Here is a 22,550-nt window from a genome sequence, read left to right as displayed (position 1 = left end):
GTTGTTGGGGAGGTAGGGGTTAGGGGCCACTCGAAGTTTCTTTCCTCTAACTTAATGGATTTCATTAGGCGAGATCACATTGCCATGCCAATCAATTCTACGGGGACGTGAAATGCATTCGCGCAAAGTATGCGTTGACGTATATGCTGGATGAATATACAGTATTTCTGCTCGCCAACGTTAGGCTTCTCAATAACCTGAAGCGGGTGAAATACACCAAGCAGTGAAGGCTGGAAGCCTTCACAAACAGGAATACTGTCGATGAAAGGACCGGCGACTTAACCAAAAGGAAATGGTAATGACAATAGAACTCGGAGAATCTAAAGTGACTGCCCCGGAGTTGATAGGGGCGTTTAACTTCAATCTTAGAAGCGATAATCCGCAACTAAATTTTTTTCCTCCCGCCACTCGCATGGACCTCCAAAAGCGAGATGTAATAACTGCATTCACAAGAAAATTTCAAACAGAAATCGATGCCGCACATACTGAAAATATGCAGAAAATCGACAGTGAAATCAAAAAAGATGTAGAGGAGGAGGGCGGTTCTAATGAGTCAATGGATGTCACAACTCCTGAACCAATCGTAACAAAAGAGCATGTGATTCATGTCAAACTATACTACGACTCTAAAGCAGAAGAAAAAAACCAAGGGGACAAAGCCGCGTCGCTGAAAGTCGGCCCGGATCTTAAACCTTACTACTCTGTTTCTGATGTGTTTCCAGATAATAAATACCAAGATGCAGGCGTCCGAAAACAACGACTTATTGATTGGGCATTAGGCTATGAAGCTCTTCGGCTCGCTCAGGTCTATGCAGAAACAGCGAGGCGTTTAAAAGTAGCAGCAGATGCATTGGCTGTTATTCAGGCCGAACAAGCACGCCTAACCGCCGCAAATGAAGCTGTTCGGAACGCCAATACGTTCCGTGCACCGGGCTCTGCATCTGCTGCCGGCTCGCTGTTTATGACTTCAGCCGGAACCGTAACGGTCGTTGAAGCCGCGGCACTCACTCTACAAGCGGCTATTCGTGCAGCCATTAGCGCTTTGGGCGGGGCAGTTGCGGGTGTTGGAGCAGGCCTTTTGGTTGGGGTTTCAGCGCTGTTTTACTCGTCAAAGCTGGCTAATGGCGAACTGTCGGAGCGTTATGCTTTCAGTACCCCAGTATCGGACCTGGTTCAAGATTTTGAGCAAGACCTGAATAGCGTCGCTGCCGCAGGCGGCACCGTTGATATGGCTTACCGCATTAGCTCAAAAACTGCTGCAGATGGACAGTCAGAAGTCTTTGTAGTCAAGACTGATGGCGTGACGGTTCCGTCAAAGGTCAGGGTGGTGGCGGCTCGTTATGATGCGGCACAGAAAGTCTATACCGCTACGACAGCGGATGTACCTCCACGGACTCTAACCTGGACGCCTATCGTCAACCCAGGGAATAACTCGACCACTTCGCCTAATGAACAGACTGTGCCAACAGTTTACACTGGCGCTACGGTGACTCCAGTTGAAGGCCGCATCGACGCCTTTCCTGAGGTTACAGAAGCGAGTTTTGATGATTTTATTACGGTCTTTCCGGCGGATTCAGGTCTGCCACCGATCTATACGATGTTCCGGGATCGGCGAGAGGATGCAGGTGTTGCAACCGGTGTTGGTCAGCCTGTGTCGGGGAACTGGTTGGGTGCTGCATCGCAAGGTAAGGGGGCTCCCATTCCGTCGCAGATTGCCGATCAGCTCCGGGGAAAGGAATTCAAGAATTTCAAAGGGTTTCGAGAGGCGCTTTGGAAGGCAGTTGCGAATGACCCTGAACTAGCCACACAGTTTTCTTCTGTGAATATGGGGCGAATGAGAAAAAATGGCTATGCCCCCTATGCAATTCCATCGGAGCAAGTCGGAGAAAAGTCGAAATATGAATTACATCATGTGATTTTCTTGAAGAATGATGGTGAGCTTTACGATATAGATAATTTGCGTGTAGTGACTCCAAAAGAACATGACGCTCTGCATAAATTTAAGCAAGGAGAGTAAAATGGAACTCAAAAATAAATTTGAAGAGTATACAGAAACCGAATTTCTCGATTTTCTTAATAAAATTTGGGCGGTAGATGTGGCCTCCGAAGCAGAGCATGATAAGTTAATCGCAGCCTTCGTAAGGCTAACGGAACATCCACAAGGTAATGGTTTGATTTTTTATCCTTCTGAAGGTGTAGAAGATAGCCCGGCAGGTGTTTTAAAAATAGTGAAGGAGTGGCGAGCCGCTAACGGTAAGCCAGGATTCAAGGCTACTTAAACTCTATTGCTTCTAGCGATACCCTTGCCGTTAGCTTTGGTGAGGGTATGTTTATTGTTTTGATCGTTGTAGGCGTATCTGGGGGAGCGTTGGATAATTCGATCGAAAAGGGAGGTATATTTATTTCTAGGAGGAATAAGTCTGTCCCCTTCTTGATATTGATAATATTTGGGTGCTTACTCCGAAGCAGCGCGGCTCACTACATCTAGAGGGTAAGTAATATGGGTGTTAAGAAAATAGAAGAGTACACGGAATCTGAGTTTTTGCTATTTGTTAAAAGGATTTGTGATTCCGAATGCGCCGCCGAAAAAGATCAAGTTGACGCTGTTTTGGAATTTGAGGTGTTAACTGAACATCCAGATGGATCTGATTTGATTTATTATGCTCCGTCGGATGCGGAAAGTACGCCTGAAGTCATAACGAGAAAAGTTAAAGAGTGGCGCGCAGCGAATGGTAAACCTGGATTTAAAACTGCTTAAGCTCGATTGCTTTTAAAGATGCCCTTGCCGTTACCTTCGGTGAGGATGTTTATTATTTTTTTCGAAGATTGTAGGGTCACCAGATAAGCTCGCGACAGCACGAACAAGTCGATGTTGTTTTTCGGGTAGCACCAAAGCATTTTCTTATTCTAACTGGATGAAACCGGTTTGGAGTCACAGAGCTTGCGTAAGACCTTGCGCATAGTTGGATTGGTTTCCTCGGGTAAGCCGTAACGAAAGTAGAATTGGTGATTGAGTTCGGTACCAGCGAAAAAATGAATGTGCACTCTTACAACTCATTCTGTTGCGGCCTTCGAGTACCTGAGCTAACGTCGATCCCGGATTTCACCCTCCCCTTTGCCCCTCTGCGTCGCGCGTACTCCAAGGACGAAATATGGCCTACAAATCCAGCACCATCGCGGGCGTCATCCGCCGCTTGAATCGTGACTACTACCTGCCAGCTATCCAGCGTCCCTACGTATGGACACCGGAGCAGATTGTTCGTCTGTTCGACAGCTTGCTCAAAGGCTACCCCATCAGTTCTTTTCTGTTCTGGGACATAGATCCTTCACAAGCTGAGAAGCTCGACATTTATAAGTTTGTCGAAGATTTCAAATTTGGCGACTTCCATAACGAAGAGGCCAAGATCAACGACCAACACCTGACGTTGGTACTGGATGGCCAGCAACGTCTGACCTCCCTGTTGATTGGATTGCGGGGCAGTTACAAGGTCAAGCTCAAGGGGAAGCGCTGGCAAAACCCCGACTCTTGGGTTCGACAAAATCTCTACCTCGACTTGATGAAGGATGCCAGCGACGAGGAGGCCGAATCTGATGTCTCCTTCGGCTTATCATTCTTCACCTCGTCACCGACCGATCAAGAAAATGCGCACTGGTTCCCTGTCAGCAGCATTATGCAGTTTGCGGACAAGGATCAATTCGACGCCTATCTGGAAAAAATTCTGGAAACTCTTGAGGAGAAAGACGTCAGTCGTGTGGATCGCAAGATCATCGAGCGAAACTTGAAGAAGCTCTACCACGCCATTTGGGTGGACGAATCCATCGCCTTTTTTACCGAAACCAGTCGATCCCTGGAGCGGGTTCTGGACATTTTTGTCCGTGCCAATGAAGGTGGTACCAAGCTCAGCAAGTCAGACCTGTTGCTGTCGACCATTACGACGACTTGGGGAGATCTCAACGCACGAGAAGAAATTTATGGGTTTGTGGATTACCTGAACACCGGTCTGGCCCGCAACAACAACTTCGACAAAGACTGGGTCATGAAGGCCTGTTTGGTGCTGTCGGATTTGCCGAACGCGTACAAGGTGTCCAATTTCACCAAGAAAAATCTAGACTTGATCCGCGAGAACTGGGAAAGAATCAAAACTGCCCTCGAAATGACCGTGCGCCTTACCAACGACTTCGGCATTGACCGCGAGACACTGACAAGCGCCAACGCTCTCTTGCCGATCGCTTATTATTTCTTCCAAACCTCCATGCGTTTCAATTCGACCGAATCCAGGCACGTAGGAGCCGTCCGCGCCATGCACCGATGGCTCGTCAAGGCATTGCTGGCCAGTACATTCGGCGGGTCGTCCGACGGGACCATCAGTCAGTCACGAAAAATTATTCAGGAGAGCATGGCCACCTCTAATGACTTTCCGGAGCAAGCGTTACTCATCGGTTTACGCAGGCAGAGCCAAATTGATTTCACCGACCCTCGTAGCCTGGACGATCTGCTGTCTCTGACCTACCAGGACTGGACTTGCTTTTTCGCCATCTCCCTGCTTCATCCGGACACTCGCTGGGGCACCGCGCAGTACCATGTTGATCACATCTTTCCTCAGGGCAGCCTCACCAAGGCGAAGCTGCTCAGCCAAGGTATTCCCGAGTCGGAGATGGACGCTTACGTTCACGGAAAAGACCGGTTAAGCAATCTGCAATTGTTGCCTTACCTCGACAACATCGAGAAATCGGATACAGCTTTTGAGGTTTGGCTGGCAGACCGAAGCCCAGCGTTCATTGATCAGCATTCAATTCCGGCAGAACCGGAGCTGTACAAAATCGACCGCTTCCGGGATTTCCTAGATGCGAGGGACGTTTTACTTCGCAAGCGCTATGCCGAGATTCTCGGGTTCGATGAAGCATTGCTCGCAGAAACGACCATTGCGTCAGAGGAAGAAAACCAGGTAATCGAATCAAAAAAGTAGTGGCCTCGTCTCTCTTGGTACCGAAAGCGAAAGATGGCTCCATCTTCTCGCCCAAGTTAAAAAGCGCCAGAGGATTTACCATAGGGCGCAAAGGAGCCGAGCGCAAAATCGCTGACTATGAACAAGCACTGGCTTATTTGAGAGCCCAACCTTCGGCTTACTGGCGCAGGCCTAATGAAAAGGGTAATTGGGGAATCGTGAAAGGAGTGTGCTGGGTCAATATCAACGAAACGTAAAATGTACGGGCACCGGATTTATCAACAACGTTCGCCGAAAGCAGAACCTGAACTCCCTAGCTAAAGCCGAAGGTTTAGCCCTGCTCCGGAGTCCATCGACTTCATGGGAAGCAAAGTCGCCGAATCGAAACTGCAGCATACGAAGATTCGGCGAGTAGTCAGCTAGTGACTGGGATTTCTGTTCTTCAACGAGGGCAGGGCGCTTCGTGGTCGAGGAGTCTTGCCGTCATGAGCACACCCAGTTCGCTGAGTTGGTGAATCGCGAGTGCAATGTCACGGTGTTTTCCGTTCAGATCTTCGGATAGGTCGAGCAGCAGTGTGCTAACCGAGCTAAAGGTTTCGTAGCTATTGATAATGAGAGCTTCGTTGCTGACGTCGGGAGCGACGGTGAAGAGCGTGGTCGAATCATTAACCATCGTTAAGTTCCTTACCTAGATGCCGCCACCCCATCGCTACTAAACGAAAAGGCGGCAGCTGTACGCAGGTTAGTAGACCGGTGGAACCTAACAAAACCGGCGCGCCCGAGGGCGCCCTGCGCACAGCCACCATCAAGCACAGACGGAGGCCGTCTGATGGATGATGCTCATGCACTTGTTAGGTTAAACCGTGGGCTACTAAACCCGATCACCGAAAAATTCAGCGACCGCGCAACCATAGATTCCACCACCCCAGCGCACAAGCCGGCGGATTCTGACGCAGGCGTAGGCAATCGGGCAAGCCACTGCCCAGCTTTGGGAAATGTCCTAGGACACCGCCCTCACACCGTCACCACCACCTTGCCCACCTGCTGGTTCGCCTCCAAATACCGATGCGCGTCCTGCACCTCATCCAACGCAAACGTCTTCGCAATCACTGGCGCCAACGCGCCCGACGCCAGCCCGTCCAAGATGAACGCTTTAGCCCGTTCCAACGCAGCCGGGTCAGCGACGATCTCGGCGTACAAATACCCTTTAAGCGTCAAACATTTACCCAACACGGTAAACAACGGAAACGGCGTCGGCTCGGCACTCAGCGCGCCGTACTCCAGCAAGATCCCACCCTGGGCCATGCTCTGGGTGAGGGCTTCAAAGCCCGGCCCGCCGATGGGGTCGAACACCACGCGGGCGCCTTTGCCGTCGGTCAGTTGCATCACACGTTCCACCAGGTTTTCTTCATCACTGACGATGACGTGGTGGGCGCCGGCGTCGAGCAGGGCTTGTTGTTTGGCGCGGGTGCGGGTGACGGCGATGGCGGTGGCGCCGACGCTGCGGGCGATCTGGAAGGCGGCGAGGCCGACGCTGCTGGAGGCGGCGGTGACCAGCACGAAGTCGCCTGTGGTGAGTTTGGCTTGTTCGACCAGGGCGCCCCAGGCGGTGACGTATTGCATCCACGAGGCGGCGGCTTGGACGAAGCTGAGGTTTTGTGGGTGTTTGACGGTGAGGTGGGCGGGCACGTTGGCGACTTCGCCGTAGGTGCCCCAGCGGGCGATGTCCAGCGGTGGGATGACGCTGACGGCGTCGCCCACTTGGAGGCCGCTGACGTTGGCGCCCACGGCGGTGACTACGCCGGCGGCTTCGTAGCCGAGGCGGCTGGGGAATTCGGCTTCTTGCAAGTAAGCGTGGTTGCGGAACATGACTTCGGCGCGGTTGAGGCCGAAGGCTTTGACGTCGATTTGCACTTCATCGGCGGCGGGGGCGGGTACGTCGATGTCTTCGAGTTTCAAGACGCTGGCGTCGCCGTAGGCGTGGAGTCGGACAATGCGTGGCATGGGGGTAGACCTCGGTGTGGATCGATAAGACGTTCAATTTAGGCTTGGGAAGGCGTGGGATAAAGGCCTAGGATGGCGCAACACTAGAAACAATGGGTTTCCAATGGACCGCCTTACCTTGATGGCCACTTTCGTCAAAGCCGTGGAGCTGGGCTCGTTCAGTGCGGTGGCGGATGAGTTGAACCTGTCGCCGCAGTTGATCGGCAAGCAGGTGAAGATGCTGGAGCAGCACCTGGGTGTGTCGCTGCTCAACCGCACCACGCGCAAGCAGAGCCTGACCGATTTTGGGCGCACGTTTTATCAACGCGCCAAGCTGATTCTGGCGGACATGGACGCCGCCGAAGAAATGGCCGCCGTCACCCGTGGCGTGCCCAGTGGGCGCTTGCGCATCAATGCGCCGGTCACCTTTGGCGTCAGCACGTTGGCGCCACGTTTGCTGGAATATATGGTCAAGTACCCGCAGGTGTCGGTGGACCTGACCTTGTCCAACGAGCTGATCGACCTGGTGGAAGACGGCTACGACGTGGTGTTTCGCATCGGCGAGCTGGCCGACAGCGGCCTGACCGCCTTGCCCCTCAAGCCGTATCAGATGGTGTTGTGCGCGGCGCCGGCTTATCTGGCGCGGCGACCCACCCTCACCACACCTTGGGATTTGCAGGAACATGAATGCCTGGCGTTTGCCTATTCGGATGGGCGCTCGCACTTGCAGTTCGACGGGCCGGAGGGGCGGGTGGAGGTGCCGATTACAAGCCGTTTGACGATTAATCAGGGCGACCCGCTGCTCTCGGCGGCAGTGGCCGGGCTGGGCGTGGTGTTGTTGCCCCAGGAGTTGGTGAACGACGCGCTGCGCAAGGGCACGTTGGTGGCGTTGTTGCCGGGCTACAGTGTGCCGGTGTTGCCGATGAACTTGCTGTACACGGCGGGTCGGCAGGTGACGCCGAAGGTGCGCAGTTTTGTGGAGTTTGTAAAAGGGGTGTTGGGGCGGTGATCAAGGGGGCGGGCCAGCGTCAGAATGGCTCGCCCCCTGTTCCGTTACGGCAGCACTTTGGCGATTGCGTCGAACGCGACCATGTCGTCGATCACTTTGCCGCCCGTGGGCTGGGTCTGGGCCTGCCACACCACGATTACCACGTTCTTGGTGGGGTTGATGTAGACGTACTGGCCAAAGGTGCCGGCGGCGGTGAAGGCTTTGTCGGCCTTGGACGCGTCGGTCCAGCCGGGCCACCACATGGAGGCGAACTCGCCGTAGGCGCCATCTGAACCGGTGACCGCGCTGGCGAAGCTCAACCAACCTTCCGGCAACACTTGCTTGCCACCGGCCTTGCCGCCGCTGAGTATGAATTGGCCGAAGCGGCCGTAGTCTTCCAGGGTGGCGCTGATGCCACTGCCGCCGACTTCGTTGCCGTTGGCGCCGTCGAGCCACCATTTGGCATCGGTCTGCATGCCGTAGGGTGCCCAGATTTTTTCGCTGAGGTATTGGGTGAGGGGCTTGCCCACGGCGGCGCTGACCAGTTGGCCCAGCACTTGGGTTTCGCCGGTGCTGTAGTTGGTGCGGGTGCCCGGTGGCGCGGCGGTGGTGAGGGTGGCCATGAACTTGAGTAGGGAGCCGGTGACTTGTTCGCTGCGCAGTTGGATCAGGTGGCGTTCGTCGGAGGTGGGGTCGGTGTATTTTTCGTTCCATTTGACCCCGGAGCGCATGGCCAATATCTGCCGCACGGTGACCTGATCGTAGGCGCTGCCGGCCAGGGCGGGCAGGTAGTGGGTGACTTTGTCGTCCAGGCTTTTGATCGAGCCGTCCTGCAGGGCCGCGCCCACCAGGGTGGAGGTGACGGATTTGGCCACCGACATCGACATCCAGCGGGTCTCGGCGGTGTTGCCGTGGGCGTAGCGCTCATCCACGATCTTACCGTCCTTGAGCACCAGCAGGCCGGTGACGCGGTTGGTCGTCACGTAGTCGTCGAGGCTGTAGTGCTTGCCTTTGAACTCGAACGCCACGGGTGCCAGGGGTTTGGCGCTGCGCGGCAGGGGGAACGGATGCCCACCCGCCTTGATGGTGCGCACCGGGAACAGGCGGTCGGTGTTGCGGAAGGTGGTTATCGCCAGTTCCGGGCTGAGTTTGCCGTCGTAGATGGCTTGCACGTCGCCAATCGGCTCCTGTGCGTGGGGGTAAGGCTGGGTCGCGCTGGCGGCCAGCGACAGGGCGAGTGTGGCGGCGCCCATCAACACGGGCAGGGGGCGGCGCTTGAGGCGCGGGAGCACGGGCATAAGAACCTCTTTATTATTGTGGTCGGTCTTAAGGGGCGGCGACGCGTCAGCGAGGCTGGCGTGCCGGAACCAGCATGCGGTGGGGGATTTTTTTTGGCGCGCGGGATCGGGCCGGTTTATGCGTGGGATTGGGACAGCGGCCGCCCTTGGCGAGGGCGGCGCGGGTAACGGCTCACACCACGCCGGGCGCGGCGAGGTTGCAATATTGCCCTTTGAAATACAGCAGGGGTTGCGCCGCCGCCGTCTCTTGCAGGTTCAGCGCTTTCACTTCACCGATCACGATCAGGTGATCGCCGGCGGTGTGTTCGGCGTGAATCTCGCAATCGAGCCAGTGCAGGCTGCCGGCAATGATCGGATTGCCGAGCGGCGAGGCCTGCCAGTCAACGTCGTGCCATTTGTCGGTGCCACGCCGCGCGAACTGGTTGGAGATCTTGACCTGCTCGCCCGAGAGGATGTTGACGGCAAACCGACCAGCCTGGCGGATCTTGGGGTAGCTGGCGGAGCTGGCCATGACGCTGAATGACACCAACGGTGGGGTCATCGACACGCTGTAGAACGACTGGCAGGTGAAGCCAATCGGCTCGTCATCAATGTGCGATGTAATCACCGTGATGCCGGAGGCGTAGTGCCCGAGCGCTTCGCGAAAGCTCAAAGGCTCAATGGCCGCACAGGCACGTGACAGGATGGACATCAGTTCGACAGTTCTCGGCGGATGATTTCAGCGCCGGCACTCAACGCCTTCAGCTTGCCTCGCGCAACGTGGCGGGGCAGGGGCGCCATGCCGCAGTTGGTGCACGGGTAAAGCTTGTCGGCGTCCACGAACTGCAGGGCTTTGCGCAGGGTATTGGCGACTTCTTCGGGCGTTTCGATGGTGTGGTTGGCCACGTCAATGGCACCGACCATCACTTTTTTACCGCGAATCAGTTCGATGAGTTCCATGGGCACATGGGAGTTGTGGCATTCCAGCGAGACGATATCGATGCTCGATTGCTGCAACTTGGGAAATGCCTCTTCATATTGGCGCCACTCGGAGCCCAGGGTCTTTTTCCAATCGGTATTGGCCTTGATGCCGTAGCCGTAGCAGATGTGCACCGCTGTTTCACATTTAAGGCCTTCGATGGCTCTTTCCAGGGTGGCCACGCCCCAGTCGTTCACCTCGTCAAAGAAGACGTTAAAGGCTGGCTCGTCAAACTGGATGATATCCACGCCCGCCGCTTCCAATTCCCGGGCTTCTTCATTGAGGATCTTGGCGAATTCCCAGGCCAGTTTTTCGCGACTTTTGTAGTGGTTGTCATACAGCGTGTCGATCATCGTCATGGGGCCTGGCAGCGCCCACTTGATCGGTTGGTTGGTTTGCTGGCGCAGGAACTTGGCGTCCTCGACAAACACCGGTTTTTGACGCGTGACAGCCCCCACCACGGTCGGCACGCTCGCGTCATAACGGTCACGGATTCTGACGGTCTCACGCTTCTCGAAATCCACACCGCTAAGGTGTTCGATAAAGGTGGTGACGAAGTGTTGGCGCGTTTGTTCACCGTCACTGACGATATCAATGCCGGCGTTCTGTTGTTCTTGCAGCGACAAGCGCAACGCGTCTTGCTTGCCCTCGATCAAGGCTTCTTCTTGCAGTTTCCAGGGCGACCAGAGTGTCTCGGGTTGTGCCAGCCAGGACGGTTTAGGCAAGCTGCCGGCGGTTGAAGTAGGCAATAACTTTTTCATTAAAGGGTGACCTTGTCTTTTAAGGGAATCAGCGCGCGCAGTGGGCAGACCACTGCTCCAGTACCGACTGGTAGGGCTTGATGAAGTTTTCTTCAACGAACTTGCCCTGCTCGATGGCCAGTCGGCCGCGCTCTTCGCGGTCATACACAATCCGCGTCAGTGAGTAGTCCTGGTGTTGCAGGCTGGGTTGATAGGATTTACCGGCTGCCGAGTTCGCGTTGTAGATCTCTGGGCGGTAGATCTTCTGGAAGGTGTCCATGGTGCTGATGGTGCTGATCAGCTCAAGGGTGCTGTAGTCGCTGAGCAAATCCCCGGAAAAATAAAAAGCCAGGGGCGCAACGCTGTTGGCTGGCATGAAATAGCGCACCTTCAGCCCCATCTTGTTGAAGTATTCATCCGTCAGGGAATATTCATCTTGCTGGTATTCAACGCCCAGCACGGGGTGCAGGTTTTCGGTGCGGTGATAGGTCTTGGCGCTCGACACGCTCAGGCAGATCACGGGCGGTTTGTTGAAATGCTCTTTGTACGTGCTGGAGTTGACGAAGCTCTTGAATAACTTGCCGTGCAACTCGCCAAAGTCAGCGGGCGTGCTGAACTGGGCTTGGTCTTTGTTGTGCTCCAGCAAGCGCACGCTGAAGTCATAGTCGCGTACGTAAGAGGAAAAGTTATTGCCGACAATGCCAGCCAGGCGCTCGTTGGTTTTGCGATCGACAATATTGGTTTTCAATATTTCAATCAAAGGAATAGCATGGCCGCTGCTCTGGGCATCCATGTCCATTTCCACGGAAATGATTTCAAGCTCGACCGTGTAGCGATCGCCTTTGGGGTTGTCCCAATGGGCCAAGGCATTGAAGCGGTTGTCGATCATCCTTAACGTGTTGCGCAAGTTTTCTTGACGGCTCGCGCCTCTCGCCAGGTTGGCAAAGTTGGTGGTGATGCGCGTATTTTCGGCGGGATGGTAGTTCTCGTCGAAACGAATGCTCTTGACCGTAAATGCAAACTCTTTGTTCATTGTGATGCCACACCCTGATTGCCGCGATAGCCCCTGAACGTGTTCAGGGGCTTGTTCAGCGGTCTATAACTTGTCTTTAAGTAGGGTGCATCTTAGGCGGGGAGCAACATGAGAAAAACTGAATTGATTTCACTGCAACTTTAGCGCTCCTCATGATGGGGTGCCGCCGTTGCGCGGCCGCCGCCAAAACCAGCCCCTTTCTACGCAAACCGGTCTACCATGCCTCCCCGGCAGTGGTTCCACGCGCTACCGACCTCTCTCTTGCAAGGTATCGCCCATGTCCATTGACCAGATTTCCCTCCCTAAAGGCGTAGGCCCTCACGCCACCAAGCTTCTCGATGCCATCACCGGCGCTGCCACCCACGATGAACTCAACCGCGCCGGCGGCAAGGCCGAAGGGTTTGTACTCGGGCTGGAATCCACCAAGGCGATCAAGAGCCAGATCGCAGAGTCGCTGTATGTGGCCTACGACGACGCGGCGAGTCACCGGGCAACTGAACTGAAAGGCTAACGCCAGGCGGGTTTCTTTGGGTCCGGATTGAACGGCCTGAGCGACTGTTGCCAGGCCGGAGCCGGCAAGTTGCTGCGGCAGGCGCACCAATGCACCGGTGTCGGATTATTGATATCGCCCCAGCCTTTGGCTTCATAGGACGCCATGATCTCGCTCAACCGCCAGGCGTCACCGGCCCCGGCGATCAACTGCGTATGGGGCGCCGGCGTGGGGTTGATCGTCAGCGGCGGGTTGGTGGAGTCCAGCAGCCAGTAATCCTTCACCAGCCCGCCCCGGGACACCACGTTAGGGGCTTGTAGCCGATTCATCGAAGCGGGGTCGGCTTCGATCCGGCCTGCTACGTTGTCCCGGATGGGAATGCCGTCGGCCGTCCAGAAGTACAGCGTGAAGCCCTTTGGCAGCGCAAAAGGGGGAAACCCCTCCCCACAGGCCAACCCATGCCCCGACAATACAATCGCCATGCTGATTCCCCGCTCGTTTGAGGTGTGCCGAGCGCCCCTTCGCAGGAGGGGCGAGTTGAATTCAAAACGTGTGAGGTGGGCGGAATATTCCAGTCGCGGGCAAAAATAACCCAGAAATCTTGTCATGAGGGTGCGCTACAGTGGGTGCCTGACGCTGGCCCGATAGAAAGGAATGCCCATGACATTGACCGTCGAAACCCTGCTCAACCTGGCCATGGCCAACCCCATCAACGCCGAAATCACCACGCGCCTGACGGACCTCGGGGTGGACCAGTGCTTTCTCACGGCGGGCTGCCTGTTCCAGGCGGTGTGGAATCATCAGTCGAACCTGCCTGCGGCCCAGGGTGTAAAGGACTACGACGTTTTCTACTTCGATACCGACCTGTCCTACGAGGCCGAGGACGCGGTGATCCGTGCGGCTGAGCGGTTGTTCCAGGACCTGGGCGTCAACGTCGAGGTGAAGAACCAGGCGCGGGTTCATCTCTGGTACGGCGAGCGGTTTGGTCGGCCTTATCCGCAATTGCACATGGCCAAACAGGGGATTGATCGTTACTTGGTCGCGGGCACCTGCATCGGGTTGGAGATTGCCACGGGCGAGCTGTATGCGCCGTATGGGTTGGAGGACGTGGCGCAGGGCGTGCTGCGCATCAATCCACTGCATCCTGAACCTGAGTTGTTCAAGCAGAAAGCCCGCAGTTATCAGGCGCGCTGGCCTTGGCTGCAAATAGTGGCGCCCTGAATTGCACTGAACTTTTACCCGCGTCCTGCACGTCCAAGCTTGAAATGCCCAGCCAAGGACCGACTATGACCTTCTTCATCTTCCTGCTCGCCTGCGCCGCCGCTGCCAGTACCGGCATCCTTTTCAAACCCGGTGCCTGGTACGAGTCCCTGGTCAAACCCGGCTTCACGCCGCCCAATTGGCTGTTTCCGGTGGCGTGGACGATCATTTACCTGCTGCTGGCCTGGGCCGGTTACCGCCTCAGCCTGATTCCGGGCAGCCAAACGGTGTTGGCGCTGTGGGCGGCGCAGATTGCGTTGAACACCTTGTGGACGCCGGTCTTCTTCGGCGCCCATCGCATCCTCGCCGGCATGGTGATTCTGGCCGTGTTGTGGCTGACCGTCGCGACGATGGTGGTGTTGGCGGTGCAGTTGGACCTGATCACCGGCTTGATCCTGTTCCCGTACCTGGCGTGGCTGTGTGTGGCGGCGGCGCTGAATTTCTCGATCCTGCGTAATAACCGCTGATGGCCGTTATAGCCTGGCCCGCCAGTGAGCCCGAACTGGCCGAAATGCGGCGCTTCAACCAAAAGCTCGCCTGGTTGCCGCGCTTCAAGATCCGCAATCGCGTCACGCCGCGTTTGATCCAGGCGCTGTTGCGGGTCAGTCAAACGATCAAGAAAGCCCCTCTGGCTGACACCCACTACGTCGACACAGTCCCCGTGCGCATCCTGCGCCCCAGCGGCCAGCCCAAGGGCGTGGTGCTGGATATCCACGGTGGCGGCTGGGTGATCGGCAATGCGCAGATGGATGACGACCTCAACCTGGGCCTGGTCAACGCCTGCGACGTGGCGGTGGTGTCGGTGGATTATCGGCTGGCAGTCGACACGCCGGTCGAAGGGCTGATGGACGACTGCCTGGCGGCGGCGCGGTGGCTGCTCACCACGGAGGAATTTGCCGGCCTGCCGGTGATTGTCGTCGGCGAGTCGGCCGGCGGGCACCTGGCTGCGGCGACCTTGCTGGCGTTGAAGCAATGGCCAGCGCTGCTCCAGCGGGTGAGCGGGGCGGTGTTGTATTACGGCGTCTACGACTTGGCCGGCACACCCAGCGTGCGCGCGGCGGGGCCCGACACCCTGTTGCTGGACGGGCCGGGCATGGTCGAGGCGCTGCGCCTGCTCACGCCGGGGCTGAGTGATGACGCGCGACGCCAGCCGCCCTTGTCCCCCTTGTATGGCGACTTCGACGGCCTGCCTCCGGCGTTGATGTTCGTGGGTGAGCTTGATCCGCTGAAGGATGACACGCTGTTGATCGCTGAACGATGGCCGGGGGCTGAAGCGCATCTGCTGTCGGAGGCGGCGCATGGGTTTATTCATTTTCCGGTGGCGATGGGGGCGGGCGTGCTTGCCTACAGCCGTCGTTGGATCAGTCAACGCGTCGGTGGGGGAGTACTCAAACTTCCTTCGTCCGGGTAACCTTTCGCTCCCCCCATTCAAGCCAAGGAAAGCACGTGAAGGTTCTTCAAGGATTCATCGGTCTCTCGACGCTCTTCCTGCTGGCCGGTTGCGAGCAAGCCATCGAGAAAACCCTGCGTTTCGACGTGCCCTACGGCTACTTCGAGACCGCCTGGCGCCAGGACGTCACCGGCAAAGGCCAGTTGACTTGCAAGGTGACCACCGACACCCAAGACCTTGGCGAGAAGTGGGTGCCGTCGGTCATCCTTGCGGCCGCCGAGGATGCGGCCGAAGACGATACGTTGTTTCTCTCCAGTTATTCGCCGGCCGGTACGGACCAGCGCATTTTCAACCTGCGCACGTTCAACAAGGCCAAGCCGGTTATTGATACGGCGATTCATCAAACCCTCGACCAGAACGGCGTGTACAGCCTGCGCCTGACCTGGCAGGAGGATGGCGCTATCGGCTACCAGATCGAAAATGGGGGTACGTGGGAACAGAAGCAGCTCGTCCAGAAGCCGGGTTTCCGCGTGCGTCATGTGAGCGTGCATGCGTCGGGGATGAAGGGCAGCGCGGTGTGTGAGTTGCGCCAGTGATCATCCAGGCCGTCACCCGCGACGACATCCCCGAGGTGCTGGCCTTCACATTACAGGCCCGCGCCGAGCTGTTTCCCAAGCTCAGCGCATCGGGCCTGCCTGACGACCTGGCGCATTTTGAATCCACCTACCTGCAGGGCGATGGTCAATTCCTGATCGCCCGACACGCTGGCGAGATCGTTGCCGCGATTGGCTATCTGCCCTACGACCAGCGATTTCCTCAGTTGGATTTTCATGCGATCAAGACGGTAGAGGTGGTACGCCTGTTCGTGCTTCCGGCGTTTCGGCGTGGCGGATTGGCCGGTCAGCTGTATCGAGCGTTGACGGTGTTGGCCAGGCAGAACGGGGTCGAGGCACTCTACCTGCACACCCATCCCTTCCTGCCGGGCGCCATTGATTTCTGGGTGCGCCAAGGCTTCAGCGTCATCGACATCGAAGCCGACCCTATCTGGCAGACCACCCACATGGAAAACCGCTTCGCGCCGACGTCTTGAGGTTCTAGCAGGGAAAAATCCTACGAATTAGAAGGATGAAGCCTAACTATCCCGCTGCTCCTTCCCTTGATCATCCATGCCCTTCGGCGTTCTTCAGCCGCAACGGATGGCAATCACAAGGGAAAGGAGACGGTATGTATCGCGCGTTAGTGGTGGATGACCACCCGTTTATCCGGGCGTCGGTCAAAGCGTTGCTGGTCGGGCTGGGCTTTGGCGTCGTGTGGGAAGCCGGCAACGGTGCACAGGGGCTGCAGTGGGCGAGTGAGCGGGCGCCCGACCTCGTGATCCTGGAAATCATACTGCCCGACCTGGATGGGCTGGACGTGATTGCCCAACTGGCCCACTTGGCCCCGCCGTGCAAGGTGTTGGTGCTGACCGCGCAATCGGCGCAGTGCTACGTCACCCGTTGCCGCAAGGCCGGTGCGGCGGGTTTTTTGTCCAAGTGCAATGCGTTGGATGAGCTGGTCAAAGGCGTCAAGACGCTGATGGATGGCTATACCTTTTTCCCCGACCTGGCCACCCATGCCGTGCGGCCCAGGGATGTGCAAAGCACGGACGACGAGCTGATCGCGCGGTTGTCCGAGCGCGAGCTGAGCATCTTGCGGCAGTTGTCCCTGGGCCTGAGCAACAAGCAGATCGGTGAGGCGCTGCGGATCAGCAACAAGACCGTCAGCACCTACAAGACCCGCCTGATCGAAAAACTCAACGTCAAGTCGGTGGTGTACCTGGCGGAATTCGCCCGGCGTAACGATTTGGTGTGAGGTTGCACGTGGGAAATTTCCTACAGATTGGTGGGAAGGAAGCTACGGGTTAGGTGATGTCCAGTGCTGATAATCGTGGCTCATCCGGCTTGTGGGCCGGGCCTCGATCAACAGGCGACACCCCTGGCAGGCCGTCGCTTTCATCAGGGCTTCACACATGAACATCAAGTCAACCCTCGCACAGTATTTCGCGGTATCGGCCCTGGCGCTGGCGGCGGCGCCCGCCATGGCGGCCTGTACCTGGGACTCGAACAACGGCACCCCCAAGCAGCTTACGTTGGCCGCCGGCACGGTGTTTGCGCCGCGTGACGTGCCCATCGGCACCACCCTCAACAACAACGCACCGATCCGCACGGTGCCGTTCAATGACCGCCTGGTGTGTGGCCTGGTCGCGCGCTACAGCACCACGCTGATCGGCCCGCTGGCCACGAATATCCCGGTGGACGTGGTACGGGTGCCGGCCAGTTCGCTGTTGCAGACCAATGTGCCGGGCGTCGGCCTGGCCATCTACATGACCGGGTTCGCCACCCAATGGCAGGGGCAGGCGGATAACCCGAGCCGCTTCATTCCGTTTGAACTCAACCTGAATATTTCCTACGCCCTCAGTGGCATGAGTGGCGCCTTGATGCGCTATACGCTGGTCAAGACCGGTGACATTCCGCCCGGCACCCACACCATCAACCAACTGGTGGCCAAGGGCGATTCGGACCGTGGACATATCTTCGACCTGACGTTCACCGCCACCGTGACCGTGGCCGGCTGCTCCATGCCAACGGCGCCGGGTGACCAGATCACGGTGCCCATGGGCACCTGGGAAAAACGCGTGTTCAACGGTAAAAACTCCACCACGCCGGCCCAGCCGTTCGCGATCACGCTCAATTCCTGCATCGCGGGCAGTAACTACCCCAACAACGGCAGCGGCTATTTCAATGGCAACTACGCCAACATCCAGATCGATGGCAACAAGACCTCGAACATCCTCGACGCGGCCAACGGCATCTTGAGTTTGTCGAGCGATTCCACGGCCCAGGGTGTGGCCATCCAGGTGCTGCGCAACGACAACACGCCGATGAACCTGGGCCAACCGGTGCGGCTCACGCAGATCGTCAATGGCACCACCACAGTGCCGCTCAAGGCGCGGTATATCCAGACCGCCGACGGGCCAACGCCTTCGCCGGGTTCGGCAAATGGCTACGCGAGTTTTTCCGTGACCTATCGCTGAGTTTTTCCAGCGCAATACCCACCACGCCACCGGTTCATCGAGCCTGTGGCGTGTTTTTTTTGGGGTGATTCTCCGGAACTTTTTTGTGGGAATTTTCCTACAAGAGAGGCGACGTTTCCTACATAGCCGTACTGCCCATCTTTCGATAATGAACCCAGACGAAACGCGCAGGCCCTTACTCGGGTCGCCACGTCGCCGAGTCTGAAGGCCTTCATTCGGCCGCCAGACACTCCTTCATAACTGTGGATGTGATCATGAAAAAGTTTGCTCTCAAAGGTTTGACCCTCGCCCTGGTTCTGGCAGGTGCTTCGCAGGCTGCGCTGGCGGCCGACGGCGAAATCAACTTCATCGGCAGCGTCACCGACAACACCTGCCCGGTGGTGGTCGAGGACCTCAACGGTTCAGCCGGTGCCGGTGATGTGGGCCTGGGCAGCGTGCCCGTGACGTCCCTGGCGTCGGCCGGCCAAGTGGCAGGCGGCGGCGCGTTCACCCTGACCATCGATACCACCGCCCCTGGCTGCAGCGTGACCGGCAAGAAAGCCGTGGTGAAGTTCCTGTCCCTGAGCGGCAACGCCGGTGCCAGCGGCCAATGGATCGGCCTGTCGCCGGAAGCCGGTGTGGCCACCAACGTCGCCGTGCAGATCAAAGATGCCACCGGCAAGGACGTGCAAGTGGGCCTGGAGTCCTCGCCGTACCTGGACCTCACCCAGCCGCTGCGCTTTACCGCCAACTACATCGCTACCGGCGCGGCCACGGCGGGCCCGGCCAACGCCAAGGCGGCGTTCACCGTCGACTACCAGTAAGCCCTGTGCAACGCCCCGGCCCATTCGGGTTGGGGCGCCAAGAGGAGGATCGAGATGAAACGTTTTGCGACCCCTTTCAAAACCACGCCTTTCAATACCACCCCTTTCAAAAGCACGGCGCTACTTGCCCTGATGCTGCTCAGCGGCATCAGCCAGGCCGGTGTGATGCTCGGTGGCACGCGCATCGTGTTCGATGGCAACAAGCGCGACGCCTCTATCACCGTTGGCAACACCACCGCTCAACCTTACGCGGTGCAGACCTGGGTCAACACCGAGGCGGATGACAACACCACGCCGACCCCCTTCGTGGCCACGCCGCCGCTGTTTCGCCTGGACCCGCATAAAGAGCAGATGGTGCGCATCCAGAAAGTGCCCGGCGCACTGCCCGAGGACCGCGAGTCGGTGTTCTATTTCAACGCCCAGGAAATTCCGGTGGCCGCCAAGGCCGACGAGAACACCCTGAAGATCGCCATGCGCACCCGCATCAAACTGTTCTACCGCCCGGCCGGCCTCAAGGGCAATACGCTGGATGCACTGCCGCAACTGCGCTGGAGCCTGGTGCAGGAACAGGGCAAGACCCTGCTGGAGGTGAACAACCCGTCGGCCTTCCACGTGTCGTTTATCGGCGTGAAGGCCATCGGCGGCGGGCAGACCGTCGAGGTGGACGAGCCGAAAATGGTCGCCCCCATGAGCCGCCAGCGCTACGCACTGCCGGGGTTCACCGCCCGCACCGGCGAGGTGATTTTCTCCGCCATCAATGATTTCGGCGGCTACAGCGAGCCGAGCAAAGTCGCCATCACCAGCGCCCCCTGACGCTGTCGTCCATTCCCTTGCGAACCTGACCACACGTTGCCGCCGCAGCGTGATGGCCTCGTATTGAGTGCTGCCATGCGAACCTATGCCTTGAACCTTGACTGCCTGACCGTGCCCTTCACGCCTTTGCGTTTGTCCGCCGCCGTGCTGGCCGCGTTGATGGGCGGCGTGGCGTTTGCCGAAGAGCCGGCGAAGTTTGATGCCAGTTTCATGCAGTCCTTTGGCGGCACCAGCGCCGGGCCGAACCTGGACCTGGACGCCATCGCCAACAGCGGCAGCATCGGCCCGGGCACCTACCCGGTGGTGATTCGCCTGAACCAGAGTTTTTTCGACCGCCGCGACATGACCTTCGCCAAGGACCAAGCCAGCGGTGAAGTGCGGGTTTGTCTGTCCGAGGCGTTTCTCAAGGAACTGGGCGTGAAGCTGGAGGCGTTCCAGGCGCCGGGTGAAGCGTTGCCGGCATGCATTGACCTGGCGGCCATGGTCGAGGGCGCGTCGGTGAGTTTCGATGCCAACCACCTGGCCCTCGACATCAGCGTGCCGCATATTGCCCTGCGCCGGGATGCGGCCGGTTATGTCGCCCCCCAGGACTGGGACCGTGGCATCAACGCGGCGATGCTCAACTGTCAGTTTTCCGCAGCGCAGACCCAGTCTGACAGGCGCGGCAGCGGCAGCCAGTACAACCTGTATTCCAATGGCGGCTTCAACCTCGGCGACTGGCGTTTTCGCAGCAGTTCTTCGTTCCGCCAGGACGAGCAAGGTCAGCAGGATTGGCAGCGCAGCAACACCTATGCGCAACGTGACCTGACCGCACTCAAAGGCACCCTGACCCTGGGCGAGAGTTTCACGCCGGGGGATGTGTTCGACAGCATCCCGTTCCGAGGCGTGCAGGTGGCGTCGGACATGGGCATGTTGCCGGACTCGATGCAGGGTTACGCGCCGATCATCCGTGGCATTGCCGAAAGCCAGGCCAAGGTTGAAGTGCGCCAGAACGGCTTTTCCCTCTATACCACCTACGTGGCCCCCGGCGCGTTCGAGATCGATGACCTCAACGCCGCCTCGGGCAGCGGCGACCTGGAAATCATCATCACCGAGGCCGATGGCCGCGAGCGCCGCTTCACCCAGCCTTACGCCACCTTGGGCAATATGCTGCGGGAAAAAACCTGGCGCTACAGCATGACCCTGGGTGAATACAACGCCGTGGACGGTGGCCAGCGCCCCGCATTTGCCCAGGCTTCGTTGGCCTACGGCCTGCCTTTTGACCTGACGCTGTACGGCGGCCTGCTGGGCGCGGATTTCTACCGCGCCGGGGTGGTGGGCGTCGGCAAGAGCCTGGGCAGCCTGGGGGCGGTGTCGGTGGACGTCACCCAGGCCCAGGCGGATGTGCCCCAGGCGCAGGGCGGCCAGCAAAAAGGCCAGAGCGTGAGTGTGCGCTATGGCAAGGCCTTCGAGACCGGCACTTCGGTGCGTTTTGCCGGGTATCGCTATTCCACCGAGGGCTACCGCGACTTCGAAGAGGCCGTGCGCCTGCAGGACCCCAACGACTATTTCGGCCTGTCCAAGCGCAGCAAGATCGAGGCCAGTGTCAACCAGGCCCTGGGCAGCCGTGGCTCGTTCTACCTCAACATGAGCCAGCAGCATTATTGGGGGTCTTCGCGACAAGACCAACAGATGCAACTGGGCTTCAACACCCAGCACAAAGGCGTGACCTACGGCGTGTATGCCAGCAAGACCCTCACCGACAACTACGGCGAGAACAACCAGGTGGTGTTCACCGTGTCGATGCCCATCGGCCAGACGCGCAGCACCGCCACCTATTCGGTCACCCGCAACAATGACGGCAGCCTGGACCAGCGTGCCGGCCTCAGCGGCAACGACGGCAACCTGACGTACAACGTCAACGCCAACCGCTCGGACCTGGCCGGCAACAATGGTTCGGCACTGGTCGGTTACCGTGCGCCGTATGCCCAGCTGGGCGCAGGTGTCAGCGTGGGCAGCGGCTACCGGCAGGCCTCGGTGAGTGCATCGGGTTCGGTACTGGCCCATGGCGATGGCGTGGAGTTCGGCCAGACCCTCAGCGAAACCGTGGCCCTGGTGGAAATCAAGGACACCCCCAATGTCGGCGTGCTCAATGCTCCCGGCACCCTGACCAACAAGAAGGGCTATGCGCTGGTGCCCTACGTGACGCCGTATCGCAAGAACCGCGTGGCCCTGGACACTGGCGAACTGGACACCAGCGTCGACATCGACGACGGCGTGACCAACGTGGTGCCGCGCCGTGGCGCAGTGGTCAAGGCGACGTTCGCCGCGCGCCGTTCGGAAAAAGTCGTGCTCAGTGTGCGCTTGCAGGACGGTTCGCTGCCGCCGTTCGGCACCACGGTGCTCGACGACAAGGGCGTGAGCGCTGGCGTGGTCGGGCAAGCTGGGCAGGTGCTGATCGCTGTCAACGAGGGCAAGGTCTATAGCATGAAGTGGGGCGAAACCGCCGCGCAACGTTGCACCGTCGAGCTGGATATCAGCAAGACTGCGCCGGTGGATGGCTACCGTGTGATGGAGGCGATCTGCAAGGCACCTTGAAGAGGAAGAGGCTTTATCTGAAGGAATATTCGCCGGGAAAATTCCTACAGTTTGCGGAGAAGGAACTTACATTTCCAACTAAGGCCGGCGCTCATGATTCCTCCCGCCATAGAGATGTTTGAACTTCTTCAATAACCAGGTTGTTAGCGACGCTTTAACTGAAAGAACAGCCAAAACACTTGACGTGTTTTAACGGAT

Annotated in this window: 23 protein-coding genes; 16 read left to right on the top strand and 7 right to left on the bottom strand. The window is 58.1% G+C overall.

The features are described from left to right. Nucleotides 1-298: 298 nt before the first annotated feature. The 4 genes from HX823_RS27560 (at nucleotide 299) to HX823_RS27545 (ending at nucleotide 4,967) form a co-directional block, all read left to right on the top strand. The gene (locus HX823_RS27560) at nucleotides 299-2,017 is read left to right on the top strand and encodes an S-type pyocin domain-containing protein (protein WP_256350281.1); all 1,719 of its coding nucleotides are present in this window, start codon (nucleotides 299-301) and stop codon (nucleotides 2,015-2,017) included. A 1-nt stretch (nucleotide 2,018) separates the two neighbouring features. Next, on the top strand, nucleotides 2,019-2,279 hold the full coding sequence (locus HX823_RS27555) for a bacteriocin immunity protein (protein WP_177077715.1): 261 nt from the start codon (nucleotides 2,019-2,021) through the stop codon (nucleotides 2,277-2,279). A 221-nt stretch (nucleotides 2,280-2,500) separates the two neighbouring features. After that, entirely contained in the window at nucleotides 2,501-2,758 is a 258-nt protein-coding gene (locus tag HX823_RS27550; protein WP_177077713.1) for a bacteriocin immunity protein, read from the top strand. Nucleotides 2,759-3,152: 394 nt separating this feature from the next. Beyond that, nucleotides 3,153-4,967: a DUF262 domain-containing protein gene (locus HX823_RS27545; RefSeq protein ID WP_177077711.1), complete on the top strand. Its 1,815-nt coding sequence runs from the start codon at nucleotides 3,153-3,155 to the stop codon at nucleotides 4,965-4,967. A 421-nt stretch (nucleotides 4,968-5,388) separates the two neighbouring features. Here the strand turns inward: HX823_RS27545 and HX823_RS27540 are convergent, their stop codons facing one another. Both HX823_RS27540 and HX823_RS27535 read right to left on the bottom strand, forming a co-directional pair. Beyond that, the gene (locus HX823_RS27540; protein WP_177077709.1) at nucleotides 5,389-5,619 is read right to left on the bottom strand and encodes a DUF6124 family protein; all 231 of its coding nucleotides are present in this window, start codon (nucleotides 5,617-5,619) and stop codon (nucleotides 5,389-5,391) included. A 341-nt stretch (nucleotides 5,620-5,960) separates the two neighbouring features. Beyond that, a complete protein-coding gene (locus tag HX823_RS27535) occupies nucleotides 5,961-6,950 on the bottom strand; it encodes a zinc-dependent alcohol dehydrogenase family protein (protein WP_177077707.1) in 990 nt (329 codons plus the stop codon). Between the two features lie 103 nt (nucleotides 6,951-7,053). Here HX823_RS27535 and HX823_RS27530 point away from each other — a divergent pair, with 103 nt between their 5' ends. Beyond that, nucleotides 7,054-7,938 (top strand): LysR family transcriptional regulator, encoded by an 885-nt coding sequence (locus tag HX823_RS27530; RefSeq protein ID WP_038843380.1) that lies wholly within the window; start codon nucleotides 7,054-7,056, stop codon nucleotides 7,936-7,938. Between the two features lie 44 nt (nucleotides 7,939-7,982). On the opposite strand, the gene HX823_RS27525 is transcribed toward HX823_RS27530, so the two are convergent. From HX823_RS27525 to HX823_RS27510, 4 genes are all read right to left on the bottom strand, one after another. Then, a complete protein-coding gene (locus HX823_RS27525) occupies nucleotides 7,983-9,215 on the bottom strand; it encodes a serine hydrolase (protein ID WP_177077705.1) in 1,233 nt (410 codons plus the stop codon). Between the two features lie 172 nt (nucleotides 9,216-9,387). Continuing rightward, the gene (locus HX823_RS27520; RefSeq protein ID WP_177077703.1) at nucleotides 9,388-9,906 is read right to left on the bottom strand and encodes a flavin reductase family protein; all 519 of its coding nucleotides are present in this window, start codon (nucleotides 9,904-9,906) and stop codon (nucleotides 9,388-9,390) included. Further along, a complete protein-coding gene (locus tag HX823_RS27515; RefSeq protein WP_177077701.1) occupies nucleotides 9,906-10,934 on the bottom strand; it encodes a methionine synthase in 1,029 nt (342 codons plus the stop codon). The genes HX823_RS27520 and HX823_RS27515 overlap by 1 nt, the downstream gene beginning before the upstream one ends. 28 nt (nucleotides 10,935-10,962) lie before the next feature. Then, the gene (locus HX823_RS27510) at nucleotides 10,963-11,946 is read right to left on the bottom strand and encodes a DUF1852 domain-containing protein (RefSeq protein WP_177077699.1); all 984 of its coding nucleotides are present in this window, start codon (nucleotides 11,944-11,946) and stop codon (nucleotides 10,963-10,965) included. A gap of 277 nt (nucleotides 11,947-12,223) precedes the next feature. On the opposite strand from HX823_RS27510, the gene HX823_RS27505 reads away from it, so the two are divergent. Then, the gene (locus HX823_RS27505; RefSeq protein WP_038843387.1) at nucleotides 12,224-12,457 is read left to right on the top strand and encodes a hypothetical protein; all 234 of its coding nucleotides are present in this window, start codon (nucleotides 12,224-12,226) and stop codon (nucleotides 12,455-12,457) included. Here HX823_RS27505 and HX823_RS27500 read toward each other — a convergent pair. After that, nucleotides 12,454-12,918: a putative adhesin gene (locus tag HX823_RS27500; RefSeq protein ID WP_177077697.1), complete on the bottom strand. Its 465-nt coding sequence runs from the start codon at nucleotides 12,916-12,918 to the stop codon at nucleotides 12,454-12,456. The genes HX823_RS27505 and HX823_RS27500 overlap by 4 nt on opposite strands. Nucleotides 12,919-13,096: 178 nt before the next feature. Between HX823_RS27500 and HX823_RS27495 the strand changes: the two genes are divergently transcribed. The 10 genes from HX823_RS27495 (at nucleotide 13,097) to HX823_RS27450 (ending at nucleotide 22,352) form a co-directional block, all read left to right on the top strand. Beyond that, a complete protein-coding gene (locus tag HX823_RS27495; protein ID WP_177077695.1) occupies nucleotides 13,097-13,657 on the top strand; it encodes a nucleotidyltransferase family protein in 561 nt (186 codons plus the stop codon). A gap of 65 nt (nucleotides 13,658-13,722) precedes the next feature. Further along, complete coding sequence (locus tag HX823_RS27490; RefSeq protein WP_016976492.1) at nucleotides 13,723-14,163, top strand: TspO/MBR family protein; 441 nt, start codon at nucleotides 13,723-13,725, stop codon at nucleotides 14,161-14,163. Further along, a complete protein-coding gene (locus tag HX823_RS27485; RefSeq protein WP_177077694.1) occupies nucleotides 14,163-15,107 on the top strand; it encodes an alpha/beta hydrolase fold domain-containing protein in 945 nt (314 codons plus the stop codon). Before HX823_RS27490 ends, HX823_RS27485 begins: the two co-directional genes overlap by 1 nt. Before the next feature lie 35 nt (nucleotides 15,108-15,142). Next, complete coding sequence (locus tag HX823_RS27480; protein WP_371317985.1) at nucleotides 15,143-15,682, top strand: hypothetical protein; 540 nt, start codon at nucleotides 15,143-15,145, stop codon at nucleotides 15,680-15,682. Then, entirely contained in the window at nucleotides 15,679-16,176 is a 498-nt protein-coding gene (locus HX823_RS27475) for a GNAT family N-acetyltransferase (protein WP_371317984.1), read from the top strand. The genes HX823_RS27480 and HX823_RS27475 overlap by 4 nt, the downstream gene beginning before the upstream one ends. Nucleotides 16,177-16,310: 134 nt before the next feature. Next, nucleotides 16,311-16,937 carry a response regulator transcription factor gene (locus HX823_RS27470; protein ID WP_177077691.1) on the top strand — a complete coding sequence of 209 codons (627 nt, stop codon included), beginning with the start codon at nucleotides 16,311-16,313 and terminating at the stop codon, nucleotides 16,935-16,937. Nucleotides 16,938-17,094: 157 nt separating this feature from the next. Beyond that, nucleotides 17,095-18,159, top strand: coding sequence for a fimbrial protein (locus HX823_RS27465; protein ID WP_177077689.1), 1,065 nt, complete (start codon nucleotides 17,095-17,097; stop codon nucleotides 18,157-18,159). Between the two features lie 254 nt (nucleotides 18,160-18,413). Continuing rightward, entirely contained in the window at nucleotides 18,414-18,962 is a 549-nt protein-coding gene (locus tag HX823_RS27460; protein WP_033897130.1) for a fimbrial protein, read from the top strand. A gap of 54 nt (nucleotides 18,963-19,016) precedes the next feature. Next, the gene (locus tag HX823_RS27455; RefSeq protein WP_177077687.1) at nucleotides 19,017-19,775 is read left to right on the top strand and encodes a molecular chaperone; all 759 of its coding nucleotides are present in this window, start codon (nucleotides 19,017-19,019) and stop codon (nucleotides 19,773-19,775) included. A 75-nt stretch (nucleotides 19,776-19,850) separates the two neighbouring features. After that, entirely contained in the window at nucleotides 19,851-22,352 is a 2,502-nt protein-coding gene (locus HX823_RS27450; RefSeq protein WP_177077685.1) for a fimbria/pilus outer membrane usher protein, read from the top strand. Nucleotides 22,353-22,550: the final 198 nt, after the last annotated feature.

Source organism: Pseudomonas sp. P7759 (assembly GCF_013386445.1).
In the GTDB taxonomy this organism is placed as follows: Bacteria; Pseudomonadota; Gammaproteobacteria; order Pseudomonadales; family Pseudomonadaceae; genus Aquipseudomonas; species Aquipseudomonas azotoformans_A.
Note: the sequence above shows the minus strand (reverse complement) of the source record. Positions and strands in the feature narration are given on the sequence as shown.